We start from the raw sequence: 25,036 nt of genomic DNA, 5'->3' as shown, positions 1-25,036 counted from the left end.
CGGCGCGCGTCACATCGCGCAGGTCCGGAACCCCACGAAGCCCTCGTCCCAGGCCGGCGGCGCGAAGCCGCGGCGCTGCGGCGAGCGCAGGCGGGCCTGGGTGGCGAGCGAGGCGCCGCGCAGCACGCGCGCCTGGCCGAAGGCGGGACGCGGATCGAAGTCGGTGCCGGCGCTCCACGGGTCGGGCCGGAACCCGGGCCAGGGGCGCAGGATGTTGGCGGTCCATTCGTGCACGTCGCCCCAGCGGAAGCCGTGGTGCGCCGAGGCCCGCGCCGCGATCTCCCACTCGACCTCGGTCGCTAGGCGGCGGCCGGCCCAGCGCGCCCAGGCGTCGGCCTCCCACCAGTTGACATGGACGGCGCTGCGCTGGCCGGCCAGGCGCACGGTGCGGCCGAAACGCCGCTGCGTCACCGCGCCGCCACCGCCCTGGTGCGAGAGACCGATGTGCTCGACGTGGCGCGGCGCGCGGCGGCCGTCGACCTGTCGCACCAGCCACTCGGCGCCCTCGGGCCGCCAGAGGTCCAGGCGGTCGTAGCCACCATCGTCGACGAACTCGGCGTACTGCGACCAGGTCACCGGCTGGGCGTCGATCTCGAAGGCCGGCACCTCGACCTCCTGGATGCCGCATTCCTGCGCGAAGGCGAAGCCCTCCTCGGCGCGGCCGAGCGCCCAGGCGGTCGCCGGCATCGGCACGGCGTCGCGCGGCTGCGGCGGCGTCTCCAGGGGCACGTCCAGCGGCAGGCCGAGCGTCTGCGCCCGCACCACCAGGTCCTCGCCGCAGAGGTCCTCGTGGAACAGCGCCAGGCGATAGAAGTACAGGCCGGCATCGGTCTCGACCGCGCGCTCGAGCATGTCGAGCGTGTTCTCCAGGGTCTCCAGCAGATAGGCCCGCGTGATTTCGGCATCGGGCGCCATCGATCCGGGCGCGGCGCGCGATGCCTCCGATGGGCGCAGCGACCACCAGTCGTCGGCCCGCGGCTCGATCGAGGCCAGCCGGGTCGGCCGCGGCGAGCAGGCGATGCCGAAGGCGCGCTGGGTGTTGCGGGCGATCCACCACTCGCTGAACCAGCCGGCATGGCCGGCCAGCCACAGCGCGTCGGCCGCGTCGCCGCACATCGACAGCAGGTGCAGGGTGCGGTTGCGGGCATCGATCAGGGCCAGCGACAGCAGTTCGCGTCCGGCGCCTCGCATGTCCGGGCTGTCGATGCTGCGCAGGGATGTGGAACGCGCAGTGGGGTCGGGGGCGGGAGGCATGCGCGAATTATGTTCTCAGGGAAAACCCGTCGGTAGTTTGTCGGCACCAACGCGGATGCGGGCCTTACCATCGCGGGCTTTGCGCGCCGCGTCGGCGCCGTCCGACATCCACCCGTTCCCGGAGAACCCCACCTTGTCCGCACTCCTTCGATTCGCCACCCTCATGGACTGGGTCTGCGAGAAACTCGGCAAGATCGCCGGCGTCGCCGTGCTGGCGGCATCGCTGATCTCGGCGGGCAACGCGCTGGTGCGCTACGGGTTCGACTTCAGCAACAACGCGTGGCTGGAGATCCAGTGGTATCTCTTCGCCGCCACCGTGATGCTGGGCGCGCCGGTGGTGCTGCGCTTCAACGAGCACGTGCGGGTCGACATCATCTACGGCAAGCTCAAGGGCAACGGGCCGGTCTACGTCGACCTCTTCGGCCTCCTCTTCTTCCTGCTGCCGGTGATGGGCCTGCTGACCTGGCTCACCTGGCCCTTCTTCTGGAACATGTTCCAGACCAACGAGATCTCCGGGAACATCGGCGGCCTGGTGCGCTGGCCGGCCGCCCTGCTGATGCCGGTGGGCTTCGGCACCATGTTCCTGCAGGGCATCGCCGAGATCGTCAAGCGCGTGGCCTACCTGCGCGGCGACATCGAGATGAGCACCCAGTACGAGAAGCCGCTGCAATGAGCGCCGCCGCTGCTGCCATCGCCGCCACGCCCGACATCGCCTGATCCCCGCGAGAGCCTCACAAAATGCACATGGAAAATTTCGCCCCGCTGATGTTCGCGGGGCTCGTGGTGATCATGCTGATCGGCTTCCCGGTCGCGTTCTCGCTCTCGGCGCTGGGCCTGCTCAGCGGCTTCATCGCCATCGAGATGGGCTGGTTCCCGGCCGGCTTCATGGCCAACCTGCCGCTCAACGTCTTCGGCATCCTGTCCAACGAGACCCTGCTGGCGATCCCCTTCTTCACCCTGATGGGCGCGGTGCTGGAGAAGTGCGGGCTGGCCGAGGACATGCTCGACTCCATGGGCCAGCTGTTCGGCCCAGTGCGCGGCGGCCTGGGCTACTCGGTGATCATCGTCGGCTTCGTGCTGGGCGCCATCACCGGCACCGTGGCCGGCCAGGTCATCGCCATGGCCATGATCTCGCTGCCGATCATGATGCGCTACGGCTACGACATGCGCTACTCGACCGGCGTGCTGGCGGCCTCGGGCACCATCACGCAGCTGGTGCCACCCTCGCTGGTGCTGATCGTCATGGCCGACCAGCTCGGCACCGACGTCGGCCAGATGTACAAGGGCGCCTGGGGTCCGTCGATCCTGCAGGTGCTGATCTTCGCGGCCTACACCTTCCTGGTCTCGCGCCTGCGCCCCGGCCACGTGCCCGGCCTGCCGCCCTCGGCGCGCACGCTGCACGGCTGGGCGCTGTGGGGCAAGTGCCTGCGCGGCATCATCCCCTCGGCGATCCTGATCTTCGCGGTGCTCGGCTCGATGGGTGGCCTGCCCTTCATGGACCACGCCATCGCCACGCCGACCGAGGCCGGCGCGATGGGCGCGGTCGGCGCCCTGCTGCTGGCGGCGATCCACGGCCGCCTGACCTGGTCGCTGCTCAAGGACGCCATGGAAGGCACCATGCGCATGACCGCGATGGTGGTGTTCATCCTGATCGGCTCGCGCGTGTTCTCGCTGGTGTTCCAGGGCGTGGACGGCGCGGTGTGGATCGAGCACATGCTCTCGGGCCTGCCCGGCGGCCAGATCGGCTTCCTGATCGCGGTCAACGTCTTCGTCTTCTTCCTGGCCTTCTTCCTCGACTTCTTCGAGATCGCCTTCATCATCCTGCCGATGCTCGGGCCCGTGGCGCACAAGCTGGGCATCGACATGGTGTGGTTCGGCGTGCTGCTGTGCGTGAACATGCAGACCTCGTTCATGCACCCGCCCTTCGGCTTCGCGCTGTTCTACCTGCGCGGCATCGCCGACACACTGTTCAAGAACGGCGCGCTGCCGCGCAAGGTGGAGTCGCGCGACATCTACCTGGGCGCGATCCCCTGGGTGGCGATGCAGCTGCTGCTGGTGGCCATCGTGATCTTCTTCCCGCAGACCGTCACCGTGTTCCTGGACAAGCCGGTGGTGGTCGACACCGACAAGGTGCAGCTGGAGATGCCCACCGAGGGCCAGCAGCCCGACTCCGGCAACATCGACATGGAGAACCCGTTCGGCACCTCCGAGCCCGGCCAGTCGACGCCCGAGCCGGCGCCGGCGCTGCCCGAGGTCCCGGCCGAGCCGGCCTCCGCGCCCCGATGAGCGACGCGGCGCTCGTCCCGCCGGAAGCCGCGCTGGAGAGCCCGGCCTATCCGGCCTTCCTGCGCGTGCTGGCGGTGGTGATCGTGGTCGACGTCGTCGGCCTCGGACTGTGGAGCCTGCCGGCGCTGCGCGCGACGAGCTGGTCGGCCGGCAGCCTGGTGGTGCTGGCGCTGGCGGCCGTCGGCGTGGTCTGGATGGGCGCCTGGGTGGTGCGCAGCCGCACGCGACTCGAGGGCGACGTGCTGACGCAGACCTGGCTCTGGAATCGCCGCGCGCACGCGGGCGAGGTGGTGCAGCTCAAGCTGGTGCACTGGGCACCGCTGCAGAAGGTGATCGCGCCGCGCCTGTTGGTCAAGCGCCGCAATGGCGCGATCGGCTGGTTCCAGTCGGCCGACCCGGCCCTGCTGACGGCCTTCGCGCAGCGCGTGGGCGAGCACGCCGGCCGCGCGATGCTGCCGCCGCGCTGAACCGCGCGGACGGCGGCGCGGCTACCTCACAGCTTCTGCTGCTGCATGAAGCGGTCGAAGGTGCCTTCGGTGAAGCGGAACCAGGCGTTCTGGTCGGCCAGGAATTTCGAGTAGTCGGGGTAGATCTTCTTCCACTCGGGGTTGGTGCTGTTCAGGTTGGCGTAGATCTCCTGCGCCGACTTGAAGGCCGCGTTCATCACGTCCTGCGGGAACGGACGCAGCTTGGTGCCCGACCCCACGAGCTGCTTGAGCGCGACCGGATTGCGGGCGTCGTACTTGGCCGTCATGGTGATGTTGGCATGCGACGCCGCGGCTTCCACCACCGCCTTGTACTCGGACGAGAGACCTTCCCAGGCCTTGTTGTTGATGTAGAAGTCGAGTTGCGGGCCACCCTCCCACCAGCCGGGGTAGTAGTAGAACGGCGCGACCTTGTTGAAGCCGAGCTTCTGGTCGTCGTAGGGACCGACCCACTCCAGGGCGTCGAGCGTGCCCTTCTCCAGCGCCGGGTACAGGTCGGCGCCGGGGATGGACTGCGGGATCACGCCGAAGGGCTCCAGCACGCGGCCGGCGAAGGGGTTGGTGCGGAACTTCAGGCCCTTGAGGTCGGCGACCGACTTGATCTCCTTCCTGAACCAGCCGCCCATCTGCGCGCCGGTGTTGCCGCCGGGCAGGTTGATGATGTTGTACTTGGCATAGAACTCGCGCATGAGCTTCATGCCGTTGCCCTCGTACATCCAGGCGTTCATCTGGCGGGTGTTGAAGCCGAAGGGCACCGCGCAGCCGAGGCAGAAGGTCGGGTCCTTGCCGTAGAAGTAATAGGGCGCGGTGTGCGCCATCTCCACCGATGCGTTCTGCACGCCGTCCACCACGCCGAAGGCCGGCATCAGCTCGCCACCGGCATGCACCGAGATCTGGAACTTGCCGCCGGTCATGTCGCTGACCTTCTTGGAGAACACCTCGGCCGTCCCGAAGATGGTGTCCAGCGACTTGGGGAAGCTCGAGGCCAGACGCCAGCGCACCGCGGCCTGCGCGTGCACGGCGGGTGCGATGCCCGCGGCCAGTACACCGGCGATGCCCGCGTGCTTGATGAGGGAACGACGATCCATGGGGAATTGACTCCGAAGTAGCGAGGAAAAAGAAAAACGCGGCCCGAGCCGCGTTCCAGACCTTGTGGGCCAGCGCCATTGTAAAAAGCGCACCCCCCGGGCCGACCGGGGTTTACCCTGCGGATTTCCCCGCCGTCTCCGGTGCCGCCAGGGGTGCCGGCGCGGTACCGAAACGGCGCTCGATCGAGCGCGCGATGCCGGCCGCGTCGAGGTCCAGGCCGGCCATCAGCCGCGCCGGATCGCCATGCTCGACGAAGCGGTCGGGCAGGCCCAGCACCAGCACCGGCCGGACGATGCCGGCGGTCTGCAGGGCTTCGAGCACCGCGCCACCGGCGCCGCCCATCACCGCGCCCTCCTCCAGCGTCACGAGCGATTCGTGAGCCGTCGCGACCTGCAGCAGCAGCTCGACGTCGAGCGGCTTGGCCCAGCGCATGTTGACCACCGTGGCGTCGAGCGCCTCGGCGGCCTCGAGCGCGGCGTGCAGCAAGGTGCCGAAGGACAGGATCGCGACGCCACGGCCCTCGCGCCGGATCTCGCCGCGGCCGAAGGGCAGCGCGTCGAGCGTCAGGTGCGGCTTGACGCCGACCCCGGCGCCGCGCGGATAGCGCACCGCCACCGGATGGTCCTGCTCGTAGGCCGTGGTCAGCAGTTGCCGGCACTCGGCCTCGTCGGCCGGACAGGCGATGCTCATGTTGGGGATGCAGCGCAGGAACGGGATGTCGTAGGCCCCGGCGTGCGTCGCGCCATCGGCGCCCACCAGTCCGGCGCGGTCGAGCGCGAAGACCACCGGCAGGTTCTGGATCGCGACGTCGTGGATCAGCTGGTCGTAGGCACGCTGCAGGAAGGTCGAGTAGATCGCGACCACCGGCTTGAGCCCTTCGCAGGCCAGGCCGGCGGCGAAGGTCACGGCATGCTGCTCGGCGATGCCGACGTCGTGGTAGCGCCCGGGGAAGCGCCGCTCGAACTCGACCATGCCCGAGCCCTCGCGCATGGCCGGCGTGATGCCCACCAGGCGGCCGTCGTGCGCGGCCATGTCGCACAGCCACTCGCCGAAGACCTGCGTGAAGGTCTGGCGCGGCGCCGTCTGGGGCTTGACCAGGCCGACCTGGGGATCGAACTTGCCCGGCCCGTGATAGGCCACCGGATCGGCCTCGGCGAGCTTGTAGCCCTGGCCCTTCCTGGTCACGACGTGCAGGAACTGCGGGCCTTCGAGCTGGCGCAGGTTCTCCAGCGTCGGCACCAGCGAGTCGAGGTCGTGGCCATCGATCGGGCCGACGTAGTTGAAGCCGAATTGCTCGAACAGCGTGGCCGGCACCACCATGCCCTTGGCATGCTGCTCGAAGCGCTTGGCCAGTTCGAACAGCGGCGGCGCCGCGCGCAGCACGCTCTTGCCGACGTTCTTGGCCGCGGCGTAGAAATTGCCGCTCATGAGCTGCGCCAGGTAGCGGTTGAGCGCGCCCACCGGCGGACTGATCGACATGTCGTTGTCGTTCAGGATCACCAGCAGCCGGCAGTCCGACACGCCGGCGTTGTTGAGCGCCTCGAAGGCCATGCCGGCGGTCATGGCGCCATCGCCGATGATCGCCACGGCGTGACGGTCCTCGCCCTTCTGCTTGGCCGCCATGGCCATGCCGAGCGCGGCCGAGATGCTGGTCGACGAGTGCGCGGTGCCGAAGGTGTCGTACTCGCTCTCGCTGCGCTGCGGGAAGCCGGAGATGCCGCCCTGCTGGCGCAGCGTGGGCATGCGGTCGCGCCGGCCGGTCAGGATCTTGTGCGGGTAGGTCTGGTGGCCCACGTCCCACACCAGCCGGTCGTGCGGCGTGTGGAAGACGTGATGCAGCGCGACGGTGAGTTCGACCGTGCCGAGGTTCGAACTCAGGTGTCCGCCGGTGCGCGAGACGTTGTCGAGCACGCAGGCGCGCACTTCGTGCGCCAGCTGCTTGAGCTGGTCGCGGTCGAGGGCGCGCAGCGCCGATGGGTCGTGGATGGTGGGGAGCAGCTCGGCCATGTGTGGTTGTCGTTATCGGTCGCGGTCGACGACCATGTGTGCCAGAGCGCGCAACGCGCGGGTGTCGTCCAAGCCGCTGCCTTCGAGCGCGGCCAGCGAGCGTTCCAGCAGGGCGGCGGCCTCGGCGCGGGCGCCGTCGAGGCCCAGCAGCGAGACATAGGTCGGCTTGTCGGCGGCGGCGTCCTTGCCGGCGGTCTTGCCCAGCGTCTGCGAATCGGCGGTGACGTCGAGGATGTCGTCGACGACCTGGAAGGCCAGGCCCAGCGCCGCGCCATAGCCGCGCAGGGCCTCGGCCGCGCCGGATGCGACATCGGTCGCCGCGCAGGCCACGCCCATCTCAACGCTGCCCTGCAGCAGCGCGCCGGTCTTGAGCCGGTGCATCTCGCGCAGGCGGGCCTCGTCGAGCATCACGCCGACGCTCGCCAGGTCGATCGCCTGCCCGCCCGCCATGCCCTGGCTGCCGGCGGCGCGCGCGAGCAGGCGGCACAGCGTGGCCTGCATGCGCGGCGTGACCTCCGGCTCGTCGTCCGGCGTCAGCAGCTCGAAGGCCAGTGCCTGCAGCGCATCGCCCGCGAGCAGCGCGCTGGCCTCGCCGAACTGGACGTGCACCGTGGGCTTGCCGCGGCGCAGGACGTCGTTGTCCATCGAGGGCAGGTCGTCGTGGACCAGCGAATAGGCATGGATGAGTTCGGTCGCGCAGGCGGCGCGCAGCGCGGCGGCGGCACTGCCGCCGACGGCCTCGCCGGCCGCCAGCACCAGCAGCGGGCGCAATCGCTTGCCCCCGCCCAGCACGGCATAGCGCATGGCGTCGCCCAGCTGCGCCGGCGAATCGACGCCGACCCAGCGCGACAGCGCGTCCTCGACGCGGCCCAGGTGCGGCGCGCTCCAGTCGGCCAGCTCGCGGGCCGTCCAGGCGGTCATTCGGGCGACCATGTCTTGAGCGTGCCGGCGTCGAGCACCTTGATCTGGTCCTCCACCGCCTGCAGCCGATCGCGGCAATGGGACAGCAGGAAGGCGCCGCGCTGGTAGCTCACGAGCAGCCGGTCGAGCGGCAACTGGCCCGATTCGAGCTCGTTCACCAGTCGTTCGAGTTCCTGCAGGCCGGCCTCGTAGCTGGCCGGCGGCGTGACGTCGGCCGCCGGCACGGCCGGCGGCGGAACACCGGCCGACGTGGCGGAGGAAGGGGGTTCGACGGGATTCGCCGGGTTCGCCGGAAAGGTTCCGACGACGGGGGATGGCGCCTTGGGCATGCGTGGGGAGTCTGAAATGGACCTGGGAGTAAGCAGAACATTTTAGGGCGCCGTTGTATCCAGGACCCGGCGGGTACAATGCCTTCTCCCGCGCCGGTTCTCGCCGGCATCGTTCCTCGGGGTCGCCGCCACGCTCCGCCCCCGGGCTTGCCGGATCGGCGATCGACCACTTCCTTCTCTCCTTTTCTCTCCCTGTGGGGAGCTTGGTCAGGTCCTCCATGTCTGATTTAAGTCTTCAACTGCAGAAGGCCCAGAGCCAACTTCCGGTTTCCGCGTACTTCGACGAGGCGCTCTACGCCCGCGAACTGCACACCCTGTTCGCCAATGGCCCGCGCTATGTCGGCCACCGGCTGGCCGTGCCCGAGCCGGGCAACTTCCACACGCTGCCCCAGGAGCACCAGGGCCGCGCGCTGGTGCACACGCCCAAGGGCGTGGAGCTGATCTCCAACGTCTGCCGCCACCGGCAGGCCACGATCCTGCAGGGCCGCGGCACGCTCGACAGCGGGACCGGCGGCAACATCGTCTGTCCGCTGCATCGCTGGACCTATGCCGCGTCCGATCCGCGCACCACCGGCACCCTGATCGGCGCGCCGCACTTCGCCCAGGATCCGTGCCTCAACCTGCACAACTATCCGCTCGAGGAGTGGAACGGCCTGCTGTTCGAGAAGAACCGCGACGGCAGCGGACGCGACGTGGCCGCCGACCTCGCCAGCCTGGGCCCGCGCGCCGACCTGGACTTCTCCGGCTACGCGCTCGACCGCGTCGAGCTGCACGAATGCAACTACAACTGGAAGACCTTCATCGAGGTCTACCTGGAGGACTACCACGTCGGCCCGTTCCATCCCGGCCTGGGCAGCTTCGTCACCTGCGACGACCTGCGCTGGGAATTCGCGCGCGACTTCTCCGTCCAGACGGTGGGCGTGGCCAACCGGCTCGGCCGCGCCGGCAGCCCGGTCTACCAGAAGTGGCAGGAACAGCTGCTGCAGTACCGCGAGGGCCAGCCGCCCAAGTACGGCGCCATCTGGCTGACCTACTACCCGAACGTGATGATCGAGTGGTATCCCCACGTGCTCACGGTCTCGACGCTGCACCCGGTGGGGCCGCAGAAGACGCTCAACATGGTGGAGTTCTTCTATCCCGAGGAGATCGTCGCCTTCGAGCGCGAATTCATCGAGGCGCAGCAGGCCGCCTACATGGAGACCTGCGTCGAGGACGACGAGATCGCCGAGCGCATGGACGCCGGCCGGCGCGCGCTCATGCTGCGCGGCGACAACGAGACCGGTCCCTACCAGAGCCCGATGGAGGACGGCATGCAGCAGTTCCACGAGTGGTATCGCCGCGAGATGGCGCAGTCGCTCGCATGAGGCGGCGGCTGCCGCGCGGCGGGGCCTGAGCACCCGATGCAGGCCCTGTGGATGGTGCTGGCCGCCCTGCTGTTCGCCAGCATGGGCGTGTGCGTGAAGATCGCCTCGCAATGGTTCTCCAGCGCCGAGCTGGTGTTCTATCGCGGCCTGATCAGCATCGTGTTCCTCTGGCTGCTGGCGCGCGCCGGCGGCATTCCGCTGGCCACCCGCCATCCGCGCATGCATGCCTGGCGCAGCACCATCGGCGTGCTGTCCCTCGGAGCCTGGTTCTATGCCATCGCGCACCTGCCGCTGGCCACCGCCATGACCCTCAACTACATGAGCAGCGTCTGGATCGCCGCCTTCCTGGTCGGCGGCGCCCTGGTGGCGTGGGTGCCGGTGCCCGGGCGCGACGGGCGCGCCGCCGACCGGCCGCCCCTGCAGGGCGCGCTGGTGGGGACGGTGCTCGCCGGCTTCGCGGGCGTCGTCATGATCCTCAAGCCCGATGTCGGCGGCACCGGCGGCGGCGGCAACGGCCTGGCCGGCGCGGTCGGCCTGATGTCGGGGCTGACGGCCGCCTTCGCCTACATGCAGGTCGTGGCGCTGTCGCGCCTGGGCGAACCGGAGACCCGCACGGTGTTCTATTTCGCCGTCGGCTCGGCCGTGGCGGGCGGACTCGCGATGCTGTTCACCGGCGTCACGCCCTGGGGCCAGTGGACCTGGAGCCACGCCTTTTGGCTGCTGCCGGTCGGCCTGCTGGCCTCGGCCGGCCAGTTGTGCATGACGCGCGCCTATGCGTCGGCGCGGACGGAAAACGGCACGCTCGTGGTGGCCAACCTGCAGTACTCGGGCATCGTCTTCGCGGCGATCTACAGTGTGGTGGTCTTCGGCGATCGCATCGACGCGCTCGGCTGGGCCGGCATGGCGCTGATCATCGGCAGCGGCATCGCCGCCACGGTCCTGCGGCAGCGTTCGCTGCCCCGTGCGCCCGCCGAGGAACACTGATTTGCCGCGCCGCGCGGCGCCACCTCATCCGCAGGGTATCCACATGCACACCACACTGATCTCCGCCGAACAACTGCTGGACCTGAAGGCCGGCGGCGCGCCATCGATGATCTTCGACTGCACCTTCGACCTCATGCAGCCCGAAGCCGGCGCCGCGCAATACCGCGCCGCCCACATCCCCGGCGCCCTCCATGCCAACCTGGACACCGACCTGAGCGCGCGCCACGGCGTGCCGGGTCGCCACGGGGTGGTGGTGGCGCAGGACGACGGCCTGCCGGCCTCGGGCGGGCGCCACCCACTGCCGAGCCGCGAACGCTTCTCGGCCTGGCTCTCTAGCATCGGCTTTCGCAACGACATGCAGGCCGTGGTGTACGACCGCAACGGCGCCAACTTCTGCGGCCGCCTGTGGTGGATGCTCAAGTGGATGGGCCACGACGCCGTGGCCGTGCTCGATGGCGGCCTGCAGGCCTGGCAGGCCGCCGGCGGGGCCGTGACCGACCAGGTCGAGCCGGCGCACTTCCAGTCGAACTTCGTGCCGGGCGAGCCGTTGCTGCCGCTGGTGGGCACGCAGGAGGTGCGCGCGCGACTCGAGCAGCCCGGCCAGACCCTGATCGACGCCCGGGCCGGCGCGCGCTATCGCGGCGAGGTGGAACCGCTGGACCCGATCGCCGGCCACATCCCCGGTGCCCTGAACCGACCCTTCTCCGAGAACCTGGAGGCCGACGGCCGCTTCAAGTCGGCGTCACGGCTGCGCGAGGAGTTCGATCGGCTGCTCGACGGCCGCGATCCGGCGACGGTGGTGCACCAGTGCGGCAGCGGCGTCAGCGCGGTGCCCAACCTGCTGGCCATGCAGATCGCCGGCCTGGGTCCGACGGCACTCTATGCCGGCAGCTGGAGCGAGTGGAGCAGCACGCCGGGCGTGCCGACGCGCCAGGGTCCCAACCCCTGACGGGCCAGGGTCACCGCTCCAGCGGTGGCCCGGACCTGCCGAGGCGGCAATCAGTCGGGCGCGTGGACGACGCGCTCGCTCTCCTCGTCGGCCGGCACGTTGTCGGCGTCGAGGTCGCTGGCATCGGTCAGATCGATGCCGGTCTCGTCCTCCAGTTCGTCGGGCGCCGCGCTCTCCAGGTCGTCCGGGGAATCGAAATCATCGCCGAGCATGGGCAGTTCGCCCTCTTCGCGGGTCGACGAACCGGTGCGTGGCGTGGGGTCTGGGTGGGTCATGGAACAGATCTTCGAATGGATAAGGGAACGCAGATGCTGCTCCCGGACCCACCGGAGTGCAACAGCCAGCCGGCCACTCGACTGTCGGAGAAACCCTCTCCCACCGGCCAGCGGCTCAGCGTGACGGCGGCGCGGATTCCCGCGCGTCGGTGGCGGTGCCGGTGCCGGAGTCGTGGTCGTGCCCGTCGCCTTCGTGGTGCGTGTCGCCGCTGTCGTGACGAGCGCCGGCCGCGCCATGCCCGTGGTCGTGGTCGTGGCCGCCATGCGCGAGCGTGCTGACCAGCGTCACCACCGCGATGCCCGCGGCCAGCCAGCCGATCTGCGCCGCGGTCTGCCGCGCCGGCAGGCTCTTCTGCAGCTGCGGGATCAGGTCGGCCAGGGCCACGTAGATGAAGCTGCTGCTGGCCAGCACCAGGAAATACGGCAGCCAGCCATGCAGCTGCTCGACCAGCCACCAGCCGATCAACCCGCCCAGCGCCGTCATGGTGCCGGCGAGCGAGACCTTGACGATCGCCGCGCGCGAACTGGCCGAGGTCTGGCGCAGCACCACCAGGTCGCCGATGTGGTGCGGCACCTCGTGCGCCAGCACCGAGACCGCGGCGACCACGCCCAGGCGCGCGTCGGCGGTGAAGGCCGAGGCGATCAGGATGCCGTCGCCGAAGCAATGCACGCTGTCGCCGGTCAGCAGCGTCCAGCCGCCCGTGCGCGATGCGGCGGGGCCATGTGCGTGCGCATGCGGGTGGCCATGGCCATGGGCATGGCCGTGGTCGTGGTCGTGGCCGGAGGCCGGAGCCGCCACGGCGCCGTGATGGTGCTCGTGCCCGTGGTGCCACAGCTCGGCCTTGTCGAGCAGGAAGAAGAACACCACGCCGAACAGCAATGCCGCGAACAGACGCGAGGGCTCGATGCCGCCCTCGAAGGCCTCGGGCAGCAGGTGCATGAAGGCGGTGGCGAGCAAGGCGCCCGCGGCCAGACTCAGCAGGTGCTGGGCATTGAGGCCACCGGTGCCGTTGCGCACCCCCACGCGCATCAGCAGCGCGGCGATCCACACGCTGCCGATGCCGGCGGCGAGCGTGGCGGGGAGAATGAACAACAGATTCATGACGACGGACTTCGCGGCCTTTGCGCCGGCGATCGGAAAAGAGCGATGGGCGCCGAGTGTCCCATGACGCCCCACCGGCGGCCCGGCCCGGGCATCGATGCGTGTCGGTCGCGCGCCCGTCGACCGGCGGGGCGCGCCGCCCGCCGGCCGGCGAGCAGGCCGGGATTCGATCGCAAAAAGCGGAGTGTGGCCAGGCGCGGCATTTCCTAGACTGTGGCCTCCTCGCTCCACCCCGTGCCCCGTCCCTCCATGACTCCCCATCCCGACACCTTCGACTGGCTCGGCATCGAACGCTCGCTCGACGACCATGGCCACGCCGTGCTGCCACGCCTGCTCGACGTCACGCACTGCCACGAGCTGGCGGCCCGGTACGCGGACGAGACCGGCTACCGCTCGCGCGTCGTGATGGCGCGGCATGGCTTCGGCCGGGGCGAGTACAAGTACTTCGCCTATCCACTGCCGCCCCTGCTCGATCGGCTGCGTCACGCGCTGTATGCGCAGCTGGCGCCGATCGCCAACCGCTGGAACGGCCGGCTCGACATCGAGGCGCGCTATCCGGCCGACCTCGAATCCTTCCTGGAACGCTGCCACGCGGCGGGCCAGCGACGCCCGACGCCGCTGATCCTGCAATATGGCGCCGGCGACCACAACTGCCTGCACCAGGACCTGTACGGCACGCATGTCTTTCCCCTGCAGGTCGCGATCCTGCTGTCCGAGCCCGGACGCGATTTCACCGGTGGCGAATTCGTCATGACCGAGAGCGCCGGCGGCGAACAGCACGCCCGCGTGATCGGGCTGCGCCAGGGCGACGCGGTGGTCTTCGCGGTCCACGAGCGGCCGGCGGCCGGCCGGCGCGGCCGCAGCCGCAAGACCGCCCTGCGCCATGGCGTCAGCCGCGTGCGCGGCGGCCGGCGCCACACGGTGGGCCTGATCTTCCACGACGCGGCATGAGCCCGGCACGACGAGCACCCCGATGACCGACAACCTCGACCTCTTCGACACGACCGCGCCGGCCGGACCCGAACGCCTCGGGCCACAGTCCGTGGTGCTGCGGGGCTTCGCGCTGGCGGCCGCCGGCGACCTCTCGCGGGCCATCGAGTCCATCGACCGCGCGGCGCCGTTCCGGCACATGCTGACGCCGGGTGGCTCCGCCATGTCGGTCGCCATGACCAACTGCGGCGCGCTGGGCTGGATCACCGACCGGCGCGGCTACCGCTATGGCGGCATCGACCCCGAGCACGGCGTGCCCTGGCCGCCCATGCCGGAGGCGTTCCTGCGGCTGGCGCGCGACGCCGCCGCGGCGGCGGGCTTCGCCGACTTCACGCCCGATGCCTGCCTGATCAACCGCTACCGGCCCGGCGCGCGCATGTCGCTGCACCAGGACCGCGACGAGCGCGACCGCTCGGCGCCCATCGTCTCCGTCTCGCTGGGCATGGCGGCCACTTTCCTGTTCGGCGGCGCCGAGCGCGCGGACAAGGTGCTGCGGACGCCGCTGCAGCACGGCGACGTCGCGGTCTGGGGCGGCGTCGACCGCCTGCGCTTCCATGGCGTCGCGCCCCTGGCCGACCGGCCCCACCCGCTCCTGGGCCACCACCGCTTCAACCTCACTTTCCGCAAGGCGGGATGACACCATGGCAACTCCGACTCCTCTCGCGACCCGGCAGGCACCACTGGCCGCACTTCCGGCCGCACTTCCGGCCGCACTTCCGGCCGCACTTCCGGCCGCACTCCCCATCGCACTCCCCGGCGTGCTTCCCGCTGCCCGCCCGTCCATCGACGCGACGACCGTCGACGCTCCGGCGGCGCGCTATGCGACCGACGACGAGCGCTGGCGCGCGGTGCTGGCGCGCGATCAGGCGGCGAGCGGCCATTTCGTCTATGCCGTGCGCACCACCGGCGTCTACGCCCGGGCCGATTCGCCGGCACGGCGACCCCGACGTGCCAACGTCGTGTTCTTCGACGATGCCGCAGCCGCGGAGGCGGCCGGCTTTCGACCCAGCCAGCGCCCTGGCGGCGATGCCGACCTGGCGGCGACGCAGCGCGCCGGGATGGCGACGCGGATCTGTCGCCTGATCGACGCCGCCGAGACCGCGCTGCCGCTCGAGACGCTGGCCGCCGCGGCGGGCCTGAGCCCGCATCACTTCCACCGCGTGTTCAAGGCCGAGACCGGGCTGACCCCCAAGGCCTATGCCTCGGCCTCCCGCGCGCGCCGCCTGCGCGAGGAACTCGGTGTGCCGACGGCCTCGGTGACGGCGGCCATCTATGGCGCCGGCTTCAGCTCCAACAGCCGGTTCTACGAGAGCTCGGACCGCTGGCTGGGAATGCGGGCGCGCGACTACCGGGCCGGCGGCGTCGGCGCGCTGATCCGCTTCGCGGTCGGCGAGTGCTCGCTGGGCGCCATCCTGGTCGCGCAGAGCCAGCGCGGCATCTGCGCCATCTTGCTGGGCGACGATCCGGAGCGGCTGGTACGCGAACTGCAGGACCGCTTCCCGCAGGCCGGCCTGATCGGCGGCGATGCGGAATTCGAGCGGCTGGTCGCCCAGGTCGTGGGCTTCGTCGAGCTGCCGTCGCTGGGCCTGAACCTGCCGCTGGACCTGCGCGGCACCGCCTTCCAGGAGCGGGTCTGGCAGGCCCTGCGCGAGATCCCGGCGGGCGTCACGGTGAGCTATGCGGACATCGCCCAGCGCATGGGCGCACCCCGCGCGGTGCGCGCCGTGGCCCGGGCCTGCGGCGCCAATGCGATCGCCGTGGCCATCCCGTGCCACCGGGTGGTGCGGCGCGATGGCGACATCTCCGGCTATCGCTGGGGCGTGGAGCGCAAGCGGGAACTGCTGCGGCGCGAGGCCCAGGCGTGAACGGGACGCCGACCCCGACCCCGGGCCTGGACTGGAACGCCATCGCCGGCGAACTCGAAGCCGAAGGCCATGCCGTGCTGGAGGGCCTGCTGGCACCGGCGCACCGCCAGGCGCTGATCGCCGCCATCGACGACCGGCACCGCGACGGCCCTGACATCGCGCGGGCGTCCTGGTCGCTGCGGCGGACCGTGGCCACACCGGGGCGCGGCGAACCGTTCGCCTTCGACCCGGAACCACCGGACTTCCTGCGGATCTGGCGCGCCGACTTCCACCGCCACCTGGCACCGCTCGCGACGCGTTGGCGGCAGCTGCTGCGTCCTGCCGACACCGACCGGCCCGCGGCCGGGCCCGCGATCCCGGCCAGGCCGCACGATGCCTCGGCGCGCCTGGATCGGCTGCGCGCGGGCGATGCCATCGGCCTGCACCGTCACGCGGACGACGCGGACGCTCCGGCCTTCCGACTGGTACTGCTGCTGAGCGAACCCGGGAGCGATTTCACGGGTGGAGAGTTGGTGTGCGTCGAACAGCGCCCGCGCATGCAGTCGCGGCCCGCGGTGGTGCCCTTGCGTTCGGGCGACGCCGCGCTGATCTGCACGACCCGCCCGATCCGGGGCGCCCGGGGACCCTATCCGGGTCGGCTGCGACAGGCCATCAGCCGGGTCCATGGCGGGACCCGGATCGGGCTGGCGCTGTCGCTCGACGGCGCGCCCTGAGCGTCGCGACGCCCGGGCGCCCGGTCGCTCAGACGACCCCGTGGGTCCTGAACCAGGCCAGCGTGCGCTTCCAGCCGTCCTCGGCGGCATCCTTGACATAGCTCGGGCGATAGTCGGCATGGAAGGCATGGCCGGCTTCCGGGTAGACGACGAACTGCGACGCGCGGGCGGCGGCGGACCCGCTGGCCGCCAGCGCCGTCTTCATGCGCTCCACCGTGTCGAGCGGGATGCCCTGGTCCTTGCCGCCATACAGGCCCAGCACCGGGGCCTGCAGCTGTGCGGCGATGTCGATCGGATTGCGCGGCGTGAGCGCGTTCGGCTGCCCGACTAGGCGTCCGTACCAGGCCACGCCGGCCTTGACCTTGCCGGTGGCCGCGTAGAGCCAGGTGATGCGGCCGCCCCAGCAGAAGCCGGTGATGCCGGCGCGGGCGACGTCGCCGCCGCGCGTGGCCGCGTAGCGCAATGCGCCGTCGAGGTCGGCCATGACCTGCGCGTCCGGCACCTTCGACACCAGCTCGCTCATGAGCCGGGGCAGTTCGGTGAAGGACCGGGCATCGCCTTGGCGCGCGTAGAGCTCCGGCGCGATGGCCAGATAACCCAGCTTGGCGAAGCGCCGGCAGGTGTCGGCGATGTACTCGTGCACGCCGAAGATCTCCTGGATCACCAGGACCACCGGCAGGCCGGTCCGGCCGGCCGGCGCCGCGGCATAGGCCGGCACCTCGAAGCCGTCGACCGTGTAGGTGATCGGGCCGGCCACGAGGCCATCGGCCGGCGTGGTGACGAAGGTCTGCGCCGCGACCGGCACCGCCGCCGCCGCGTAGCCGACGCCGAGGGCGGCCATCAGCGCGGTGCGGCGCGTCGCGCCGGCGGTCGTGCTGGCGCCGGGCCGCAGCGAATCGAAGTCGGCATCGAGGTCGTCGCGTGCCGCACCGTTCGATGAAAGGGAGGAAGTCATGGAAAACGTCGCTTTCGATGGATCGGCCGCTGCGGCCGAAAGAGGAGAAACCGGTGCCTTGCCGGCGCATCATGGAAGTGCGCCGGCGACATGCGGGCCCTGACGACGTCGCACGATGGACGTCTCCTCAGGGCCGATGCCGGCGCCTCAGCGCGCGGCGGTCGCGGCGGCGAAGCGGCGGTTGACTTCGTTCCAGTTCACCACCTGCCACCAGGCGGCGAGATAGTCGGCGCGACGGTTCTGGTACTTCAGGTAGTAGGCATGCTCCCAGACGTCGTTGCCCAGGATGGGCGTGCCACGCACTTCGGCCACGTCCATCAATGGGTTGTCCTGGTTGGGCGTGGAGCTGACGGCGAGCTTGCCGTCCTTGACGATCAGCCAGGCCCAGCCGGAACCGAAGCGCGAGGCGCCGGCCTGGTTGAACTGGCGCATCAGCGTCTCCATGGAGCCGAAGTCGGCCTGGACGCGCGCCATCAGCGCGGGCGACGGCGCGCCGCGCTGGCCGGCCGGTGCCATGGTGTTCCAGAAGAAGGCATGGTTCCAGGCGCCGCCGGCGTTGTTGCGCACGACCATCGTCTGGCGCGATGCGGTGGCGACGAGCTGTTCGAGGGTCGAGCGCGCGACCTCGGGGCTCGAGGCGGCGGCGTTGTTCAACGCGTCGTAGTAGGCCTTGTGATGGCGGCCGTGGTGGATCTCCATCGTCGCCTTGTCGATCACCGGCTCCAGCGCGTCGGCCGCATAGGGCAACGGCGCCTGGCGGAACACCTGGGCGGCGGGCGGGGTCGCGGGCGGTGGCGGCGGTGCCATGGGCGCGGCCATCGGGGCGGGCGCCATGGGAGCGGCGGGCGTCATGGACTGGGCCGACATGGGGCCGGTCTGCGCGCATCCGGCGACGAAACCCGCGACCGCGAGCGACACGATGAATCTCTGCATGGAAAAAGTACTCCTCTGGACGTTGATGACGCGCCATGGTCAACCACAACCCCGCCCCGCCACGTCGGACGACGGCGTGTCAGGCACGCGCGCGTCGGCGGGTGTCAGTGCTTGTGGTCGCCCGGGGCCCCGTGCGCGGCGGGTCCGCCCGGCGCGGTCGTGGTGGCGAGCGCGCGCACCGGCGCCATCACCTGGCGGGTCTCGCGCCGGCCGTCGCGGCCCTCGAAGACCAATGTCAGCGGTACCGTGTCGCCGGTCTTCACCTGCTGCTTCAGGTCCATCAGCATGACGTGATAGCCGCCCGGCGTGAGCTCGACGGTCTTGCCGGCGGGCAGTTCCAGCGCCGTGGTGCGGCGCATGCGCATCACGCCGTCCTCCATCCGCATCTCGTGCACCTCGGCCACCGGGGTCAGCGGCGTGGCGACCGAGACCAGGCGGCTGTCCACCGGCGCGCTCAGCTGCATGAAGGCGCTGGTGGCCTTCTGCTGCGGCACGGTGGCGCGGACCCAGACGTCCTTGACGCTGACGTCGGCCTGGGCCGAGGTGATGCCGGCGACCGTCGCGGCGGCCAGGACGAGGGAGCGGACGAGAGCGGACGGGAGTTTCTTCATGGGCAGGTCGTGGAGCATGGAACGGGAACGGGAACGGGAACGGGAACGTGGCGAGGCGGCGCTGCCGTTCGTCACAGGCCGGCCTTGCCGCGCGCGATGTCGATGATCATCCGCGTGACGAGATAGAGACGCGGCTCGATCGAGTCGAGCAGCACGTATTCGGCATCGGCCGAGTGGGCGCCATAGCCCTGCAGCCCGAAGCGCTCGACCACGCCGGCGCGCGTCGACAGGCCGGCGAAGGCGGCATCGGTGCCGCCGCCGGCGACCTTGTCGTCGGCGCCCAGCTTGCGGCCGAGTTCGCCATAGATGCCCTGCGCGTGGCGGGCCAGCGCCAGTGAGGCGGGGCTCGACTCCAGCGGCGGTCGGCGGCGTTCGAAGCGGGCCTCGACCTGCGCCTCGGGCACCAGCTGGGTCCTGACGCGTTCGGTGATCGCCTTCTCGACGCGGTCGTAGTCGGCCACGCGGGTCACGCGCACGTCGGCATTGGCGGTGGCCAGGGCCGGGATCACGTTGCGGTTGGTGCCGGCCTGGGCGGTGGTCCAGTTCATCTTCAGGCCAGTGGCCGGGTCCGAGAGATCGCGCATCTGCAGCACCTGGTGCGCCATCTCGTAGAACGCGTTGACGCCGCGCTCGGGCGCCGAGCCGGCGTGCGAGGCCTTGCCGCGCACCGTGAGCGCCACCGCCCCGATGCCCGCCGTGGCCAGCGACAGCTTGTCCTCGGTGATCGAGGCGCCTTCATGCGACAGCACGGCGTCGTGCTCGGCGCCCAGCTGCGTGATGAGCGCGCGCGAGCCCGGCGAACTGATCTCCTCGTCGCCGTTGATCAGCACCGTGAGCGTGCCGTACTCCCTGAAGTCGAGCTGGCGCAGCATGGCCAGCGCGTGCAGGATGACGGCGATGCCCTGCTTGTCGTCGGCGATGCCCAGCCCGTAGGCCTTGTCGCCATCGACGCGGAACGGCTGGCCGGCCAGCATGCCGCGCTGGTAGACCGTGTCCATGTGGGCGATCAGCATGATCCGGCGGGTGCCGGTGCCCTCGAAGGTGGCCTTCACGACCTTGCCGATCTTCTCGGGCGTGTCCTCCATGCGGTAGACCTGCGGCGACGCGGCGCTGCCCGGCTCGATCAGCTCGACCGTGCCGCCGAGCGCGCGCAGCCGGCCGGCGATGAGCTCGGCGATGCGGTCGAGCCCGTCCAGGTCGCGGCTGCCGGACTCGATGCCCACCAGCTGCGACAGCGAATCGAGCAGCGGCTGCTTCTCGCGGGCGGCGAGCCCGGCGATGCGCGCATCGGGCGCGGCATGCGCGACGCCACCGAGGACGCAGGCGGCGGCACACAGCAGCGCCAGGCCGGAACGTCGTGCCAACAGACTGGAAAGACTCATGACTCTTCTATGTGGTTATCAAGGAACAGGAGATCGAGCGGAAGCGGCATCCATTCTGTCGCACCCCGTCATCCGCATGGCTTCCCGGGCCGGGGACACCACGGAGCCGGCTCCGCCGGTCCGCCGGTGTCGCCCCCGGAAGGGGGTTGGCGCTGCCACACGCAGTGGGCAAGCCTGGGGGGAGAACCTAATGCGCCTGGTCCCAGTTCGGACCGACACCCAGCTCGGCCAGCAACGGCACCTTGAGCTCGGCGACGCCCGCCATCAGGCGCGGGATCTCGGCGCGCACCCAGTCGACCTCGGCCTCGGGCACCTCGAAGACCAGTTCGTCGTGCACCTGCATGATCATCCGCGTCCCCTTGCCCTCGGCGTCGAGCACGTCCTGCACCTCGACCATGCTCAGCTTGATCAGGTCGGCGGCGGTGCCCTGCATCGGCGCGTTGATCGCCGCGCGCTCGGCGCCGCCACGGCGCGGGCCGTTGGGCGAGTTGATCGCCGGCAGATAGAGGCGACGGCCGAACACGGTCTCGACGTAGCCCAGTTCCTTGGCGCTGGCGCGGGTCTCGTCCATGTAGCGCTTGACGCCCGGATAGCGGGCGAAATAGCGGTCGATGTAGGACGCGGCGGCCTTGGTCTCGATGCCCAGGTTCTTGGCCAGGCCGAAGCTGCTCATGCCGTAGATGAGGCCGAAGTTGATGACCTTGGCATAGCGCCGCTGCTCGCTGGAGACTTTGTCCACCGGCGTGCCGAAGACCTCGGCCGCCGTCGCGCGGTGCACGTCGATGCCCTCGGTGAAGGCGCGCAGCAGCGACTCGTCGCCGCTGATGTGGGCCATGATGCGCAACTCGATCTGCGAGTAGTCGGCGCTGGCGATCACGTGGCCCGGCGGCGCCACGAAGGCCTCGCGCACACGCCGGCCCTCGGCGGTCTTGACCGGGATGTTCTGCAGGTTGGGGTCGTTGCTGCTCAGGCGCCCGGTCACCGCCACGGCCTGCGCGTAGTGCGTGTGCACGCGGCCGGTGCGCGGCAGCGCGAGCTGGCCGAGCTTGTCGGTGTAGGTGCCCTTGAGCTTGGACAGGCTGCGGTGCGCCAGCAGCTTGGCCGGCAGCGGGAAATCCTCGGCCAGCTTCTCCAGCACCTCCTCGTCGGTGCTGGGGGCGCCGCTGGGGGTCTTCTTGACGATCGGCAGACCGAGCTTGGTGAAGAAGATCTCGCCGATCTGCTTCGGGCTGCCCAGGTTGAAGGGCTGGCCGGCGAGCTCGTAGGCCTCCTGCTCGAGCGCCATGATGCGCGTGCCCAGGTCGTGGCTCTGCGCGGCGAGCTTCGGCGCATCGATCAGCACGCCGTTGCGCTCGATGCGGAACAGCGCCTCGCTGCTGCGCATCTCCAGCTGGTAGACGAAGTTCAGCCTGGCGTCGGCCTCGATCTGCGGCCACAGCACGCGATGCACGTCCAGGGTCTGGTCGCTGTCCTCGCTCGAATACTCCGCCGCCTTGTCGATCGAGACCTGCGCGAACGGGATCTGCTTGGCGCCCTTGCCGCAGAGGTCCTCGTAGTCGATGCCGCTGCGCCCCAGGTGGCGCTCGGCCAGGCTGGCCAGGCCGTGCGGCTTGTGCACCTCCAGCACGTAGCTCTGCAGCATGGTGTCGTGGGCATAGCCGCGCACCGTGATGTCGTGGTTGGCGAAGACGTGGCGGTCGTACTTGACGTTCTGGCCGAGCTTGGGCCGCGCCGGGTCCTCCAGCCAGGGCTTCAGGCGCGCCAGCACCTCGTCGATCGGCAGCTGCGCCGGCGCATCCGCGTAGTCGTGCGCCAGCGGGATGTAGGCGGCGGCACCCGGCTCGACGCTGAAGCTGACGCCGACGATCCGCGCCCGCATCTCGTCGAGCGAGGTGGTCTCGGTGTCCACGGCCACCAGGGGGGCGGCGTCGATCCGCGCCATCCAGGCATCGAACATCTCCCACGTCAGGATGGTGTCGTAGGCCAGGTTGGAGACCTTCTCGGCGGCCTCCGTCTCGGGCTCGTCGAACAGCCCGCCGCTGGCCTCGGGACCTTTCTTCTTCTTGTTCTGGGCGATCAGCTCGGGGGGCACCGCATGCGCTTCCAGGGTGCGCGCCAGGCTCTTGAAGCCGTGGCTTTCGTAGAACGCCTTGAGCGCGTCGACCTGCTGCGCGCCGATGGCGATGGCGTCCAGCGCCGGCAGTCCGGCGACGTGGCCGTCGAGGTCGCAGTCGGTGCGGATGGTCACCAGCCGGCGGCCCTGGGGCAGCCAGTCGACCGCCTTGCGCAGGTTCTCGCCGGCCTGGCCCTTGATCTCGCCGGCGTGCGCCATCAGGGCGTCGAGCGAGCCGTACTGCAGCAGCCACTTGGCCGCCGTCTTCGGACCGACCTTGTCGACGCCGGGCACGTTGTCGACCGCGTCGCCCACCAGCGTCTGGTAGTCGACCATCAATGTCGGCGGCACGCCGAACTCGGCCGTGACGCCGGCGACGTCGCGCTTCTTGCCGTTCATGGTGTCGATGATCGTGATGTGCTCGTCGACCAGCTGGCTCAGGTCCTTGTCGCCGCTGGAGACGATGACCTCGACGCCCTGGGCGGCGGCGGTCTTCGCCAGCGTGCCGATGACGTCGTCGGCCTCGACATCGGGCACGCACAGCACCGGCCAGCCCAGCAGCCGCACCACCTCGTGGATCGGGCCGACCTGGGCCCGCAGGTCGTCGGGCATGGGCGAGCGATGGGCCTTGTAGTCGGGGTACCAGTCGTCGCGGAAGGTCTTGCCCGGGGCATCGAAGACGCAGGCGGCATAGTCGGCGCGCACCTCGCGGCGCAGCGACTGCATCATGTTGATCATCCCGCGGATGGCCCCGGTGGCCGGGCTCGCGGCGTCGCCGGGCACGGCCCGCAGGTCGGGCATCGCATGGAAGGCGCGGTAGAGGTAGCTCGATCCATCGACGAGCAGCAGCGTTTTCTTGTCGGTCATCGCGCTCATTCTGCCCGCGCTCGGCATGGCCGCCGGCAGCTTCGGACACCGCACGCCGACAACGCGCGCCCGGGGGGCGCACCTACAATCCTGCGATGGCCACCTCCACTGCTCCCCTCCTTCGCCAAGCGCTGCTGGCGACCCTCTGCGCCCTCTCGACCGCGGCGGCCTGCGCCCAGACCGGCGCGCTGCCGGCGCCGGCCGGCGGCACGCCCTCGGGCGCCGCCCAGGACACGGCCTCGCAGGATGCCGCGCAGACCCGCGCCGAGGGCCGGCGCAACCAGAAGATCGAGAACATCCAGGTCGAGGACAACGGCGCCAAGGTCAACGAGGTCCGTTACGGAGGCCAGACCCAGAGCATCACGGTGCAGCCCAAGGCCAACGTGCCAGCCTACGAGGTGCTGCCCAACGACGGCGGACGCGAGCGCCAGGGCCAGGCCGAGACCGGCAGCAGCGGCATCGGCGCGCGCGTGTGGAACCTGCTGAAGTTCTGAGCGCGGCGTGGCGGTCTACACCGAAGTCGATCACGACGAAGCGGACGCGCTCGTACGGCAACTGGGGCTGGGCGCGTTGAAGGCGCTGCGCGGCATCGAGGGCGGCATCGAGAACACCAACTACTTCGCCACCACCGAGCGTGGCGAGTACGTGCTGACCCTGTTCGAACGCCTGAGCCGGCAGCAACTGCCCTACTACCTGTGCCTGATGGAGCACCTGGCGAGCCGCGGCATTCCCGTGCCGGCGCCCGTGGCCGACCCCGCACGGGTGTCGGCACCGGCGGCCACGCCCGGGCAATGGCAGCCGGCCCCGGCCGCCGATGCGCCCTGCGCGCTGCTGCACACCCTGGCGGGCAAGCCGGCCGCCGTGGTCGACCGCCTGAGCGGCCACAGCGTGCTGGCGCCCGGTCCCGCGCACTGCGCCGAACTGGGTCGCTGGCTGGCGCGCATGCACCTGGCCGGGCGCGACTTCCCGCGCGTGCAGCCCAACCTGCGCGGCCTGGACTGGTGGAACGAGACCGCGCCGGTCGTGCTGCCGCACCTGGACGCCGCCGATGCCGAACTGCTGCGCAGCGAGTTGGCCTACCAGAACCACGTCGCCGCATCGTCGGCCCATACCGCCCTGCCGCGCGGCCCGGTGCATGCCGACCTGTTCCGCGACAACGCCATGTTCGCGGCCGATGCCGCCGACGCGGCACCACGCCTCAGTGGCGTCTTCGACTTCTATTTCGCCGGCACCGACAGCTGGCTCTTCGACCTGGCCGTGAGCCTGAACGACTGGGCCATCGACCTGCCCACCGGCCGCGGCGACGCCGGACGCACCACCGCCCTGCTGGAGGCCTACATCCAGGTGCGGCCGCTCACGGGCGCCGAGCGCGCGCTGCTGCCGGCCATGCTGCGCGCCGCCGCGCTGCGGTTCTGGATCTCGCGGCTCTGGGATTTCCACCTGCCCCGCGAGGCCAGCATGCTCAAGGCGCACGACCCGACCCACTTCGAGCGCGTCCTGCGCGAGCGCGTGCGCACGCCATTGGCGCTGGAGATGGCGACCGAGCCCCTGGGGGCCTGAAC

24 protein-coding genes are annotated in these 25,036 nt (G+C 70.6%); 12 read left to right on the top strand and 12 right to left on the bottom strand.

Annotated elements, in window-relative coordinates:
• Positions 1-9: 9 nt before the first annotated feature.
• Entirely contained in the window at positions 10-1,254 is a 1,245-nt protein-coding gene (locus AC1MLT_RS01935; RefSeq protein WP_481033604.1) for an SUMF1/EgtB/PvdO family nonheme iron enzyme, read from the bottom strand.
• 133 nt (positions 1,255-1,387) lie between these two features.
• On the opposite strand from AC1MLT_RS01935, the gene AC1MLT_RS01930 reads away from it, so the two are divergent.
• The 3 genes from AC1MLT_RS01930 to AC1MLT_RS01920 all read left to right on the top strand — a co-directional run bounded on the left by AC1MLT_RS01930 (position 1,388) and on the right by AC1MLT_RS01920 (position 4,007).
• The gene (locus AC1MLT_RS01930) at positions 1,388-1,927 is read left to right on the top strand and encodes a TRAP transporter small permease subunit (RefSeq protein ID WP_481033603.1); all 540 of its coding nucleotides are present in this window, start codon (positions 1,388-1,390) and stop codon (positions 1,925-1,927) included.
• A 65-nt stretch (positions 1,928-1,992) separates the two neighbouring features.
• Positions 1,993-3,540 carry a TRAP transporter large permease gene (locus tag AC1MLT_RS01925; RefSeq protein WP_481033602.1) on the top strand — a complete coding sequence of 516 codons (1,548 nt, stop codon included), beginning with the start codon at positions 1,993-1,995 and terminating at the stop codon, positions 3,538-3,540.
• Positions 3,537-4,007 carry a hypothetical protein gene (locus AC1MLT_RS01920; protein ID WP_481033601.1) on the top strand — a complete coding sequence of 157 codons (471 nt, stop codon included), beginning with the start codon at positions 3,537-3,539 and terminating at the stop codon, positions 4,005-4,007. The genes AC1MLT_RS01925 and AC1MLT_RS01920 overlap by 4 nt, the downstream gene beginning before the upstream one ends.
• Before the next feature lie 26 nt (positions 4,008-4,033).
• On the opposite strand, the gene AC1MLT_RS01915 is transcribed toward AC1MLT_RS01920, so the two are convergent.
• The 4 genes from AC1MLT_RS01915 to xseB form a co-directional block, all read right to left on the bottom strand.
• Positions 4,034-5,113: a TRAP transporter substrate-binding protein gene (locus AC1MLT_RS01915; RefSeq protein WP_481033600.1), complete on the bottom strand. Its 1,080-nt coding sequence runs from the start codon at positions 5,111-5,113 to the stop codon at positions 4,034-4,036.
• A gap of 112 nt (positions 5,114-5,225) precedes the next feature.
• On the bottom strand, positions 5,226-7,121 hold the full coding sequence (gene dxs, locus AC1MLT_RS01910) for a 1-deoxy-D-xylulose-5-phosphate synthase (protein ID WP_481033599.1): 1,896 nt from the start codon (positions 7,119-7,121) through the stop codon (positions 5,226-5,228).
• A gap of 12 nt (positions 7,122-7,133) precedes the next feature.
• Positions 7,134-8,042: a polyprenyl synthetase family protein gene (locus tag AC1MLT_RS01905; RefSeq protein WP_481033598.1), complete on the bottom strand. Its 909-nt coding sequence runs from the start codon at positions 8,040-8,042 to the stop codon at positions 7,134-7,136.
• Positions 8,039-8,266 (bottom strand): exodeoxyribonuclease VII small subunit, encoded by a 228-nt coding sequence (gene xseB / locus AC1MLT_RS01900; protein WP_481035083.1) that lies wholly within the window; start codon positions 8,264-8,266, stop codon positions 8,039-8,041. The genes AC1MLT_RS01905 and xseB overlap by 4 nt, the downstream gene beginning before the upstream one ends.
• 323 nt (positions 8,267-8,589) lie before the next feature.
• Here xseB and AC1MLT_RS01895 point away from each other — a divergent pair, with 323 nt between their 5' ends.
• From AC1MLT_RS01895 to AC1MLT_RS01885, 3 genes are read left to right on the top strand one after another with little or no spacing between them, the layout of a single operon-like run.
• A complete protein-coding gene (locus AC1MLT_RS01895) occupies positions 8,590-9,735 on the top strand; it encodes an aromatic ring-hydroxylating oxygenase subunit alpha (RefSeq protein ID WP_481033597.1) in 1,146 nt (381 codons plus the stop codon).
• Between the two features lie 36 nt (positions 9,736-9,771).
• Positions 9,772-10,719, top strand: a complete 948-nt coding sequence (locus AC1MLT_RS01890) for a DMT family transporter (RefSeq protein WP_481033596.1) — start codon at positions 9,772-9,774, stop codon at positions 10,717-10,719.
• A gap of 43 nt (positions 10,720-10,762) precedes the next feature.
• Positions 10,763-11,668 carry a sulfurtransferase gene (locus tag AC1MLT_RS01885; protein WP_481033595.1) on the top strand — a complete coding sequence of 302 codons (906 nt, stop codon included), beginning with the start codon at positions 10,763-10,765 and terminating at the stop codon, positions 11,666-11,668.
• A 50-nt stretch (positions 11,669-11,718) separates the two neighbouring features.
• On the opposite strand, the gene AC1MLT_RS01880 is transcribed toward AC1MLT_RS01885, so the two are convergent.
• Both AC1MLT_RS01880 and AC1MLT_RS01875 read right to left on the bottom strand, forming a co-directional pair.
• Entirely contained in the window at positions 11,719-11,943 is a 225-nt protein-coding gene (locus tag AC1MLT_RS01880) for a hypothetical protein (protein ID WP_481033594.1), read from the bottom strand.
• Between the two features lie 115 nt (positions 11,944-12,058).
• Positions 12,059-13,045: a ZIP family metal transporter gene (locus tag AC1MLT_RS01875; RefSeq protein ID WP_481033593.1), complete on the bottom strand. Its 987-nt coding sequence runs from the start codon at positions 13,043-13,045 to the stop codon at positions 12,059-12,061.
• Between the two features lie 249 nt (positions 13,046-13,294).
• Between AC1MLT_RS01875 and AC1MLT_RS01870 the strand changes: the two genes are divergently transcribed.
• From AC1MLT_RS01870 to AC1MLT_RS01855, 4 genes are all read left to right on the top strand, one after another.
• Complete coding sequence (locus AC1MLT_RS01870; protein WP_481033592.1) at positions 13,295-13,996, top strand: 2OG-Fe(II) oxygenase; 702 nt, start codon at positions 13,295-13,297, stop codon at positions 13,994-13,996.
• Positions 13,997-14,018: 22 nt separating this feature from the next.
• Entirely contained in the window at positions 14,019-14,672 is a 654-nt protein-coding gene (gene alkB / locus AC1MLT_RS01865) for a DNA oxidative demethylase AlkB (protein WP_481033591.1), read from the top strand.
• 121 nt (positions 14,673-14,793) lie between these two features.
• Positions 14,794-15,900 carry a bifunctional DNA-binding transcriptional regulator/O6-methylguanine-DNA methyltransferase Ada gene (gene ada, locus AC1MLT_RS01860; protein ID WP_481033590.1) on the top strand — a complete coding sequence of 369 codons (1,107 nt, stop codon included), beginning with the start codon at positions 14,794-14,796 and terminating at the stop codon, positions 15,898-15,900.
• Complete coding sequence (locus tag AC1MLT_RS01855; protein ID WP_481033589.1) at positions 15,897-16,613, top strand: 2OG-Fe(II) oxygenase; 717 nt, start codon at positions 15,897-15,899, stop codon at positions 16,611-16,613. The genes ada and AC1MLT_RS01855 overlap by 4 nt, the downstream gene beginning before the upstream one ends.
• Positions 16,614-16,641: 28 nt before the next feature.
• Here AC1MLT_RS01855 and AC1MLT_RS01850 read toward each other — a convergent pair whose 3' ends face one another.
• The 5 genes from AC1MLT_RS01850 to polA all read right to left on the bottom strand — a co-directional run bounded on the left by AC1MLT_RS01850 (position 16,642) and on the right by polA (position 23,474).
• A complete protein-coding gene (locus tag AC1MLT_RS01850) occupies positions 16,642-17,568 on the bottom strand; it encodes a dienelactone hydrolase family protein (RefSeq protein ID WP_481033588.1) in 927 nt (308 codons plus the stop codon).
• Positions 17,569-17,715: 147 nt separating this feature from the next.
• Complete coding sequence (locus AC1MLT_RS01845; protein ID WP_481035081.1) at positions 17,716-18,375, bottom strand: superoxide dismutase; 660 nt, start codon at positions 18,373-18,375, stop codon at positions 17,716-17,718.
• Positions 18,376-18,605: 230 nt separating this feature from the next.
• Complete coding sequence (locus AC1MLT_RS01840; protein WP_481033587.1) at positions 18,606-19,112, bottom strand: copper chaperone PCu(A)C; 507 nt, start codon at positions 19,110-19,112, stop codon at positions 18,606-18,608.
• A 71-nt stretch (positions 19,113-19,183) separates the two neighbouring features.
• Positions 19,184-20,494: a M20/M25/M40 family metallo-hydrolase gene (locus tag AC1MLT_RS01835; protein ID WP_481033586.1), complete on the bottom strand. Its 1,311-nt coding sequence runs from the start codon at positions 20,492-20,494 to the stop codon at positions 19,184-19,186.
• A gap of 187 nt (positions 20,495-20,681) precedes the next feature.
• Positions 20,682-23,474, bottom strand: coding sequence for a DNA polymerase I (gene polA / locus AC1MLT_RS01830; protein ID WP_481033585.1), 2,793 nt, complete (start codon positions 23,472-23,474; stop codon positions 20,682-20,684).
• A gap of 95 nt (positions 23,475-23,569) precedes the next feature.
• Between polA and AC1MLT_RS01825 the strand changes: the two genes are divergently transcribed.
• Together AC1MLT_RS01825 and AC1MLT_RS01820 are read left to right on the top strand one after the other, a co-directional pair.
• On the top strand, positions 23,570-23,968 hold the full coding sequence (locus AC1MLT_RS01825; RefSeq protein WP_481033584.1) for a hypothetical protein: 399 nt from the start codon (positions 23,570-23,572) through the stop codon (positions 23,966-23,968).
• A gap of 7 nt (positions 23,969-23,975) precedes the next feature.
• Positions 23,976-25,034 carry a homoserine kinase gene (locus AC1MLT_RS01820; RefSeq protein ID WP_481033583.1) on the top strand — a complete coding sequence of 353 codons (1,059 nt, stop codon included), beginning with the start codon at positions 23,976-23,978 and terminating at the stop codon, positions 25,032-25,034.
• Positions 25,035-25,036 lie beyond the last annotated feature (2 nt).

The organism is Variovorax sp. PEI5, assembly GCF_056679935.1.
Note: the sequence above shows the minus strand (reverse complement) of the source record. Positions and strands in the feature narration are given on the sequence as shown.

Excerpts from the sequence above, each read along its gene's own strand:
- AC1MLT_RS01935 (WP_481033604.1), bottom strand. The coding sequence starts at position 1,254 with ATGCCTCCCGCCCCCGACCCCACTGCGCGTTCCACATCCCTGCGCAGC.
- AC1MLT_RS01925 (WP_481033602.1), top strand. The coding sequence starts at position 1,993 with ATGCACATGGAAAATTTCGCCCCGCTGATGTTCGCGGGGCTCGTGGTG.
- AC1MLT_RS01920 (WP_481033601.1), top strand. The coding sequence starts at position 3,537 with ATGAGCGACGCGGCGCTCGTCCCGCCGGAAGCCGCGCTGGAGAGCCCG.
- AC1MLT_RS01915 (WP_481033600.1), bottom strand. The coding sequence starts at position 5,113 with ATGGATCGTCGTTCCCTCATCAAGCACGCGGGCATCGCCGGTGTACTG.
- dxs (WP_481033599.1), bottom strand. The coding sequence starts at position 7,121 with ATGGCCGAGCTGCTCCCCACCATCCACGACCCATCGGCGCTGCGCGCC.
- AC1MLT_RS01905 (WP_481033598.1), bottom strand. The coding sequence starts at position 8,042 with ATGACCGCCTGGACGGCCCGCGAGCTGGCCGACTGGAGCGCGCCGCAC.
- AC1MLT_RS01895 (WP_481033597.1), top strand. The coding sequence starts at position 8,590 with ATGTCTGATTTAAGTCTTCAACTGCAGAAGGCCCAGAGCCAACTTCCG.
- AC1MLT_RS01890 (WP_481033596.1), top strand. The coding sequence starts at position 9,772 with ATGCAGGCCCTGTGGATGGTGCTGGCCGCCCTGCTGTTCGCCAGCATG.
- AC1MLT_RS01885 (WP_481033595.1), top strand. The coding sequence starts at position 10,763 with ATGCACACCACACTGATCTCCGCCGAACAACTGCTGGACCTGAAGGCC.
- AC1MLT_RS01880 (WP_481033594.1), bottom strand. The coding sequence starts at position 11,943 with ATGACCCACCCAGACCCCACGCCACGCACCGGTTCGTCGACCCGCGAA.
- AC1MLT_RS01875 (WP_481033593.1), bottom strand. The coding sequence starts at position 13,045 with ATGAATCTGTTGTTCATTCTCCCCGCCACGCTCGCCGCCGGCATCGGC.
- AC1MLT_RS01870 (WP_481033592.1), top strand. The coding sequence starts at position 13,295 with ATGACTCCCCATCCCGACACCTTCGACTGGCTCGGCATCGAACGCTCG.
- alkB (WP_481033591.1), top strand. The coding sequence starts at position 14,019 with ATGACCGACAACCTCGACCTCTTCGACACGACCGCGCCGGCCGGACCC.
- AC1MLT_RS01850 (WP_481033588.1), bottom strand. The coding sequence starts at position 17,568 with ATGACTTCCTCCCTTTCATCGAACGGTGCGGCACGCGACGACCTCGAT.
- AC1MLT_RS01845 (WP_481035081.1), bottom strand. The coding sequence starts at position 18,375 with ATGGCACCGCCGCCACCGCCCGCGACCCCGCCCGCCGCCCAGGTGTTC.
- AC1MLT_RS01840 (WP_481033587.1), bottom strand. The coding sequence starts at position 19,112 with ATGAAGAAACTCCCGTCCGCTCTCGTCCGCTCCCTCGTCCTGGCCGCC.
- AC1MLT_RS01835 (WP_481033586.1), bottom strand. The coding sequence starts at position 20,494 with ATGAGTCTTTCCAGTCTGTTGGCACGACGTTCCGGCCTGGCGCTGCTG.
- polA (WP_481033585.1), bottom strand. The coding sequence starts at position 23,474 with ATGACCGACAAGAAAACGCTGCTGCTCGTCGATGGATCGAGCTACCTC.
- AC1MLT_RS01825 (WP_481033584.1), top strand. The coding sequence starts at position 23,570 with ATGGCCACCTCCACTGCTCCCCTCCTTCGCCAAGCGCTGCTGGCGACC.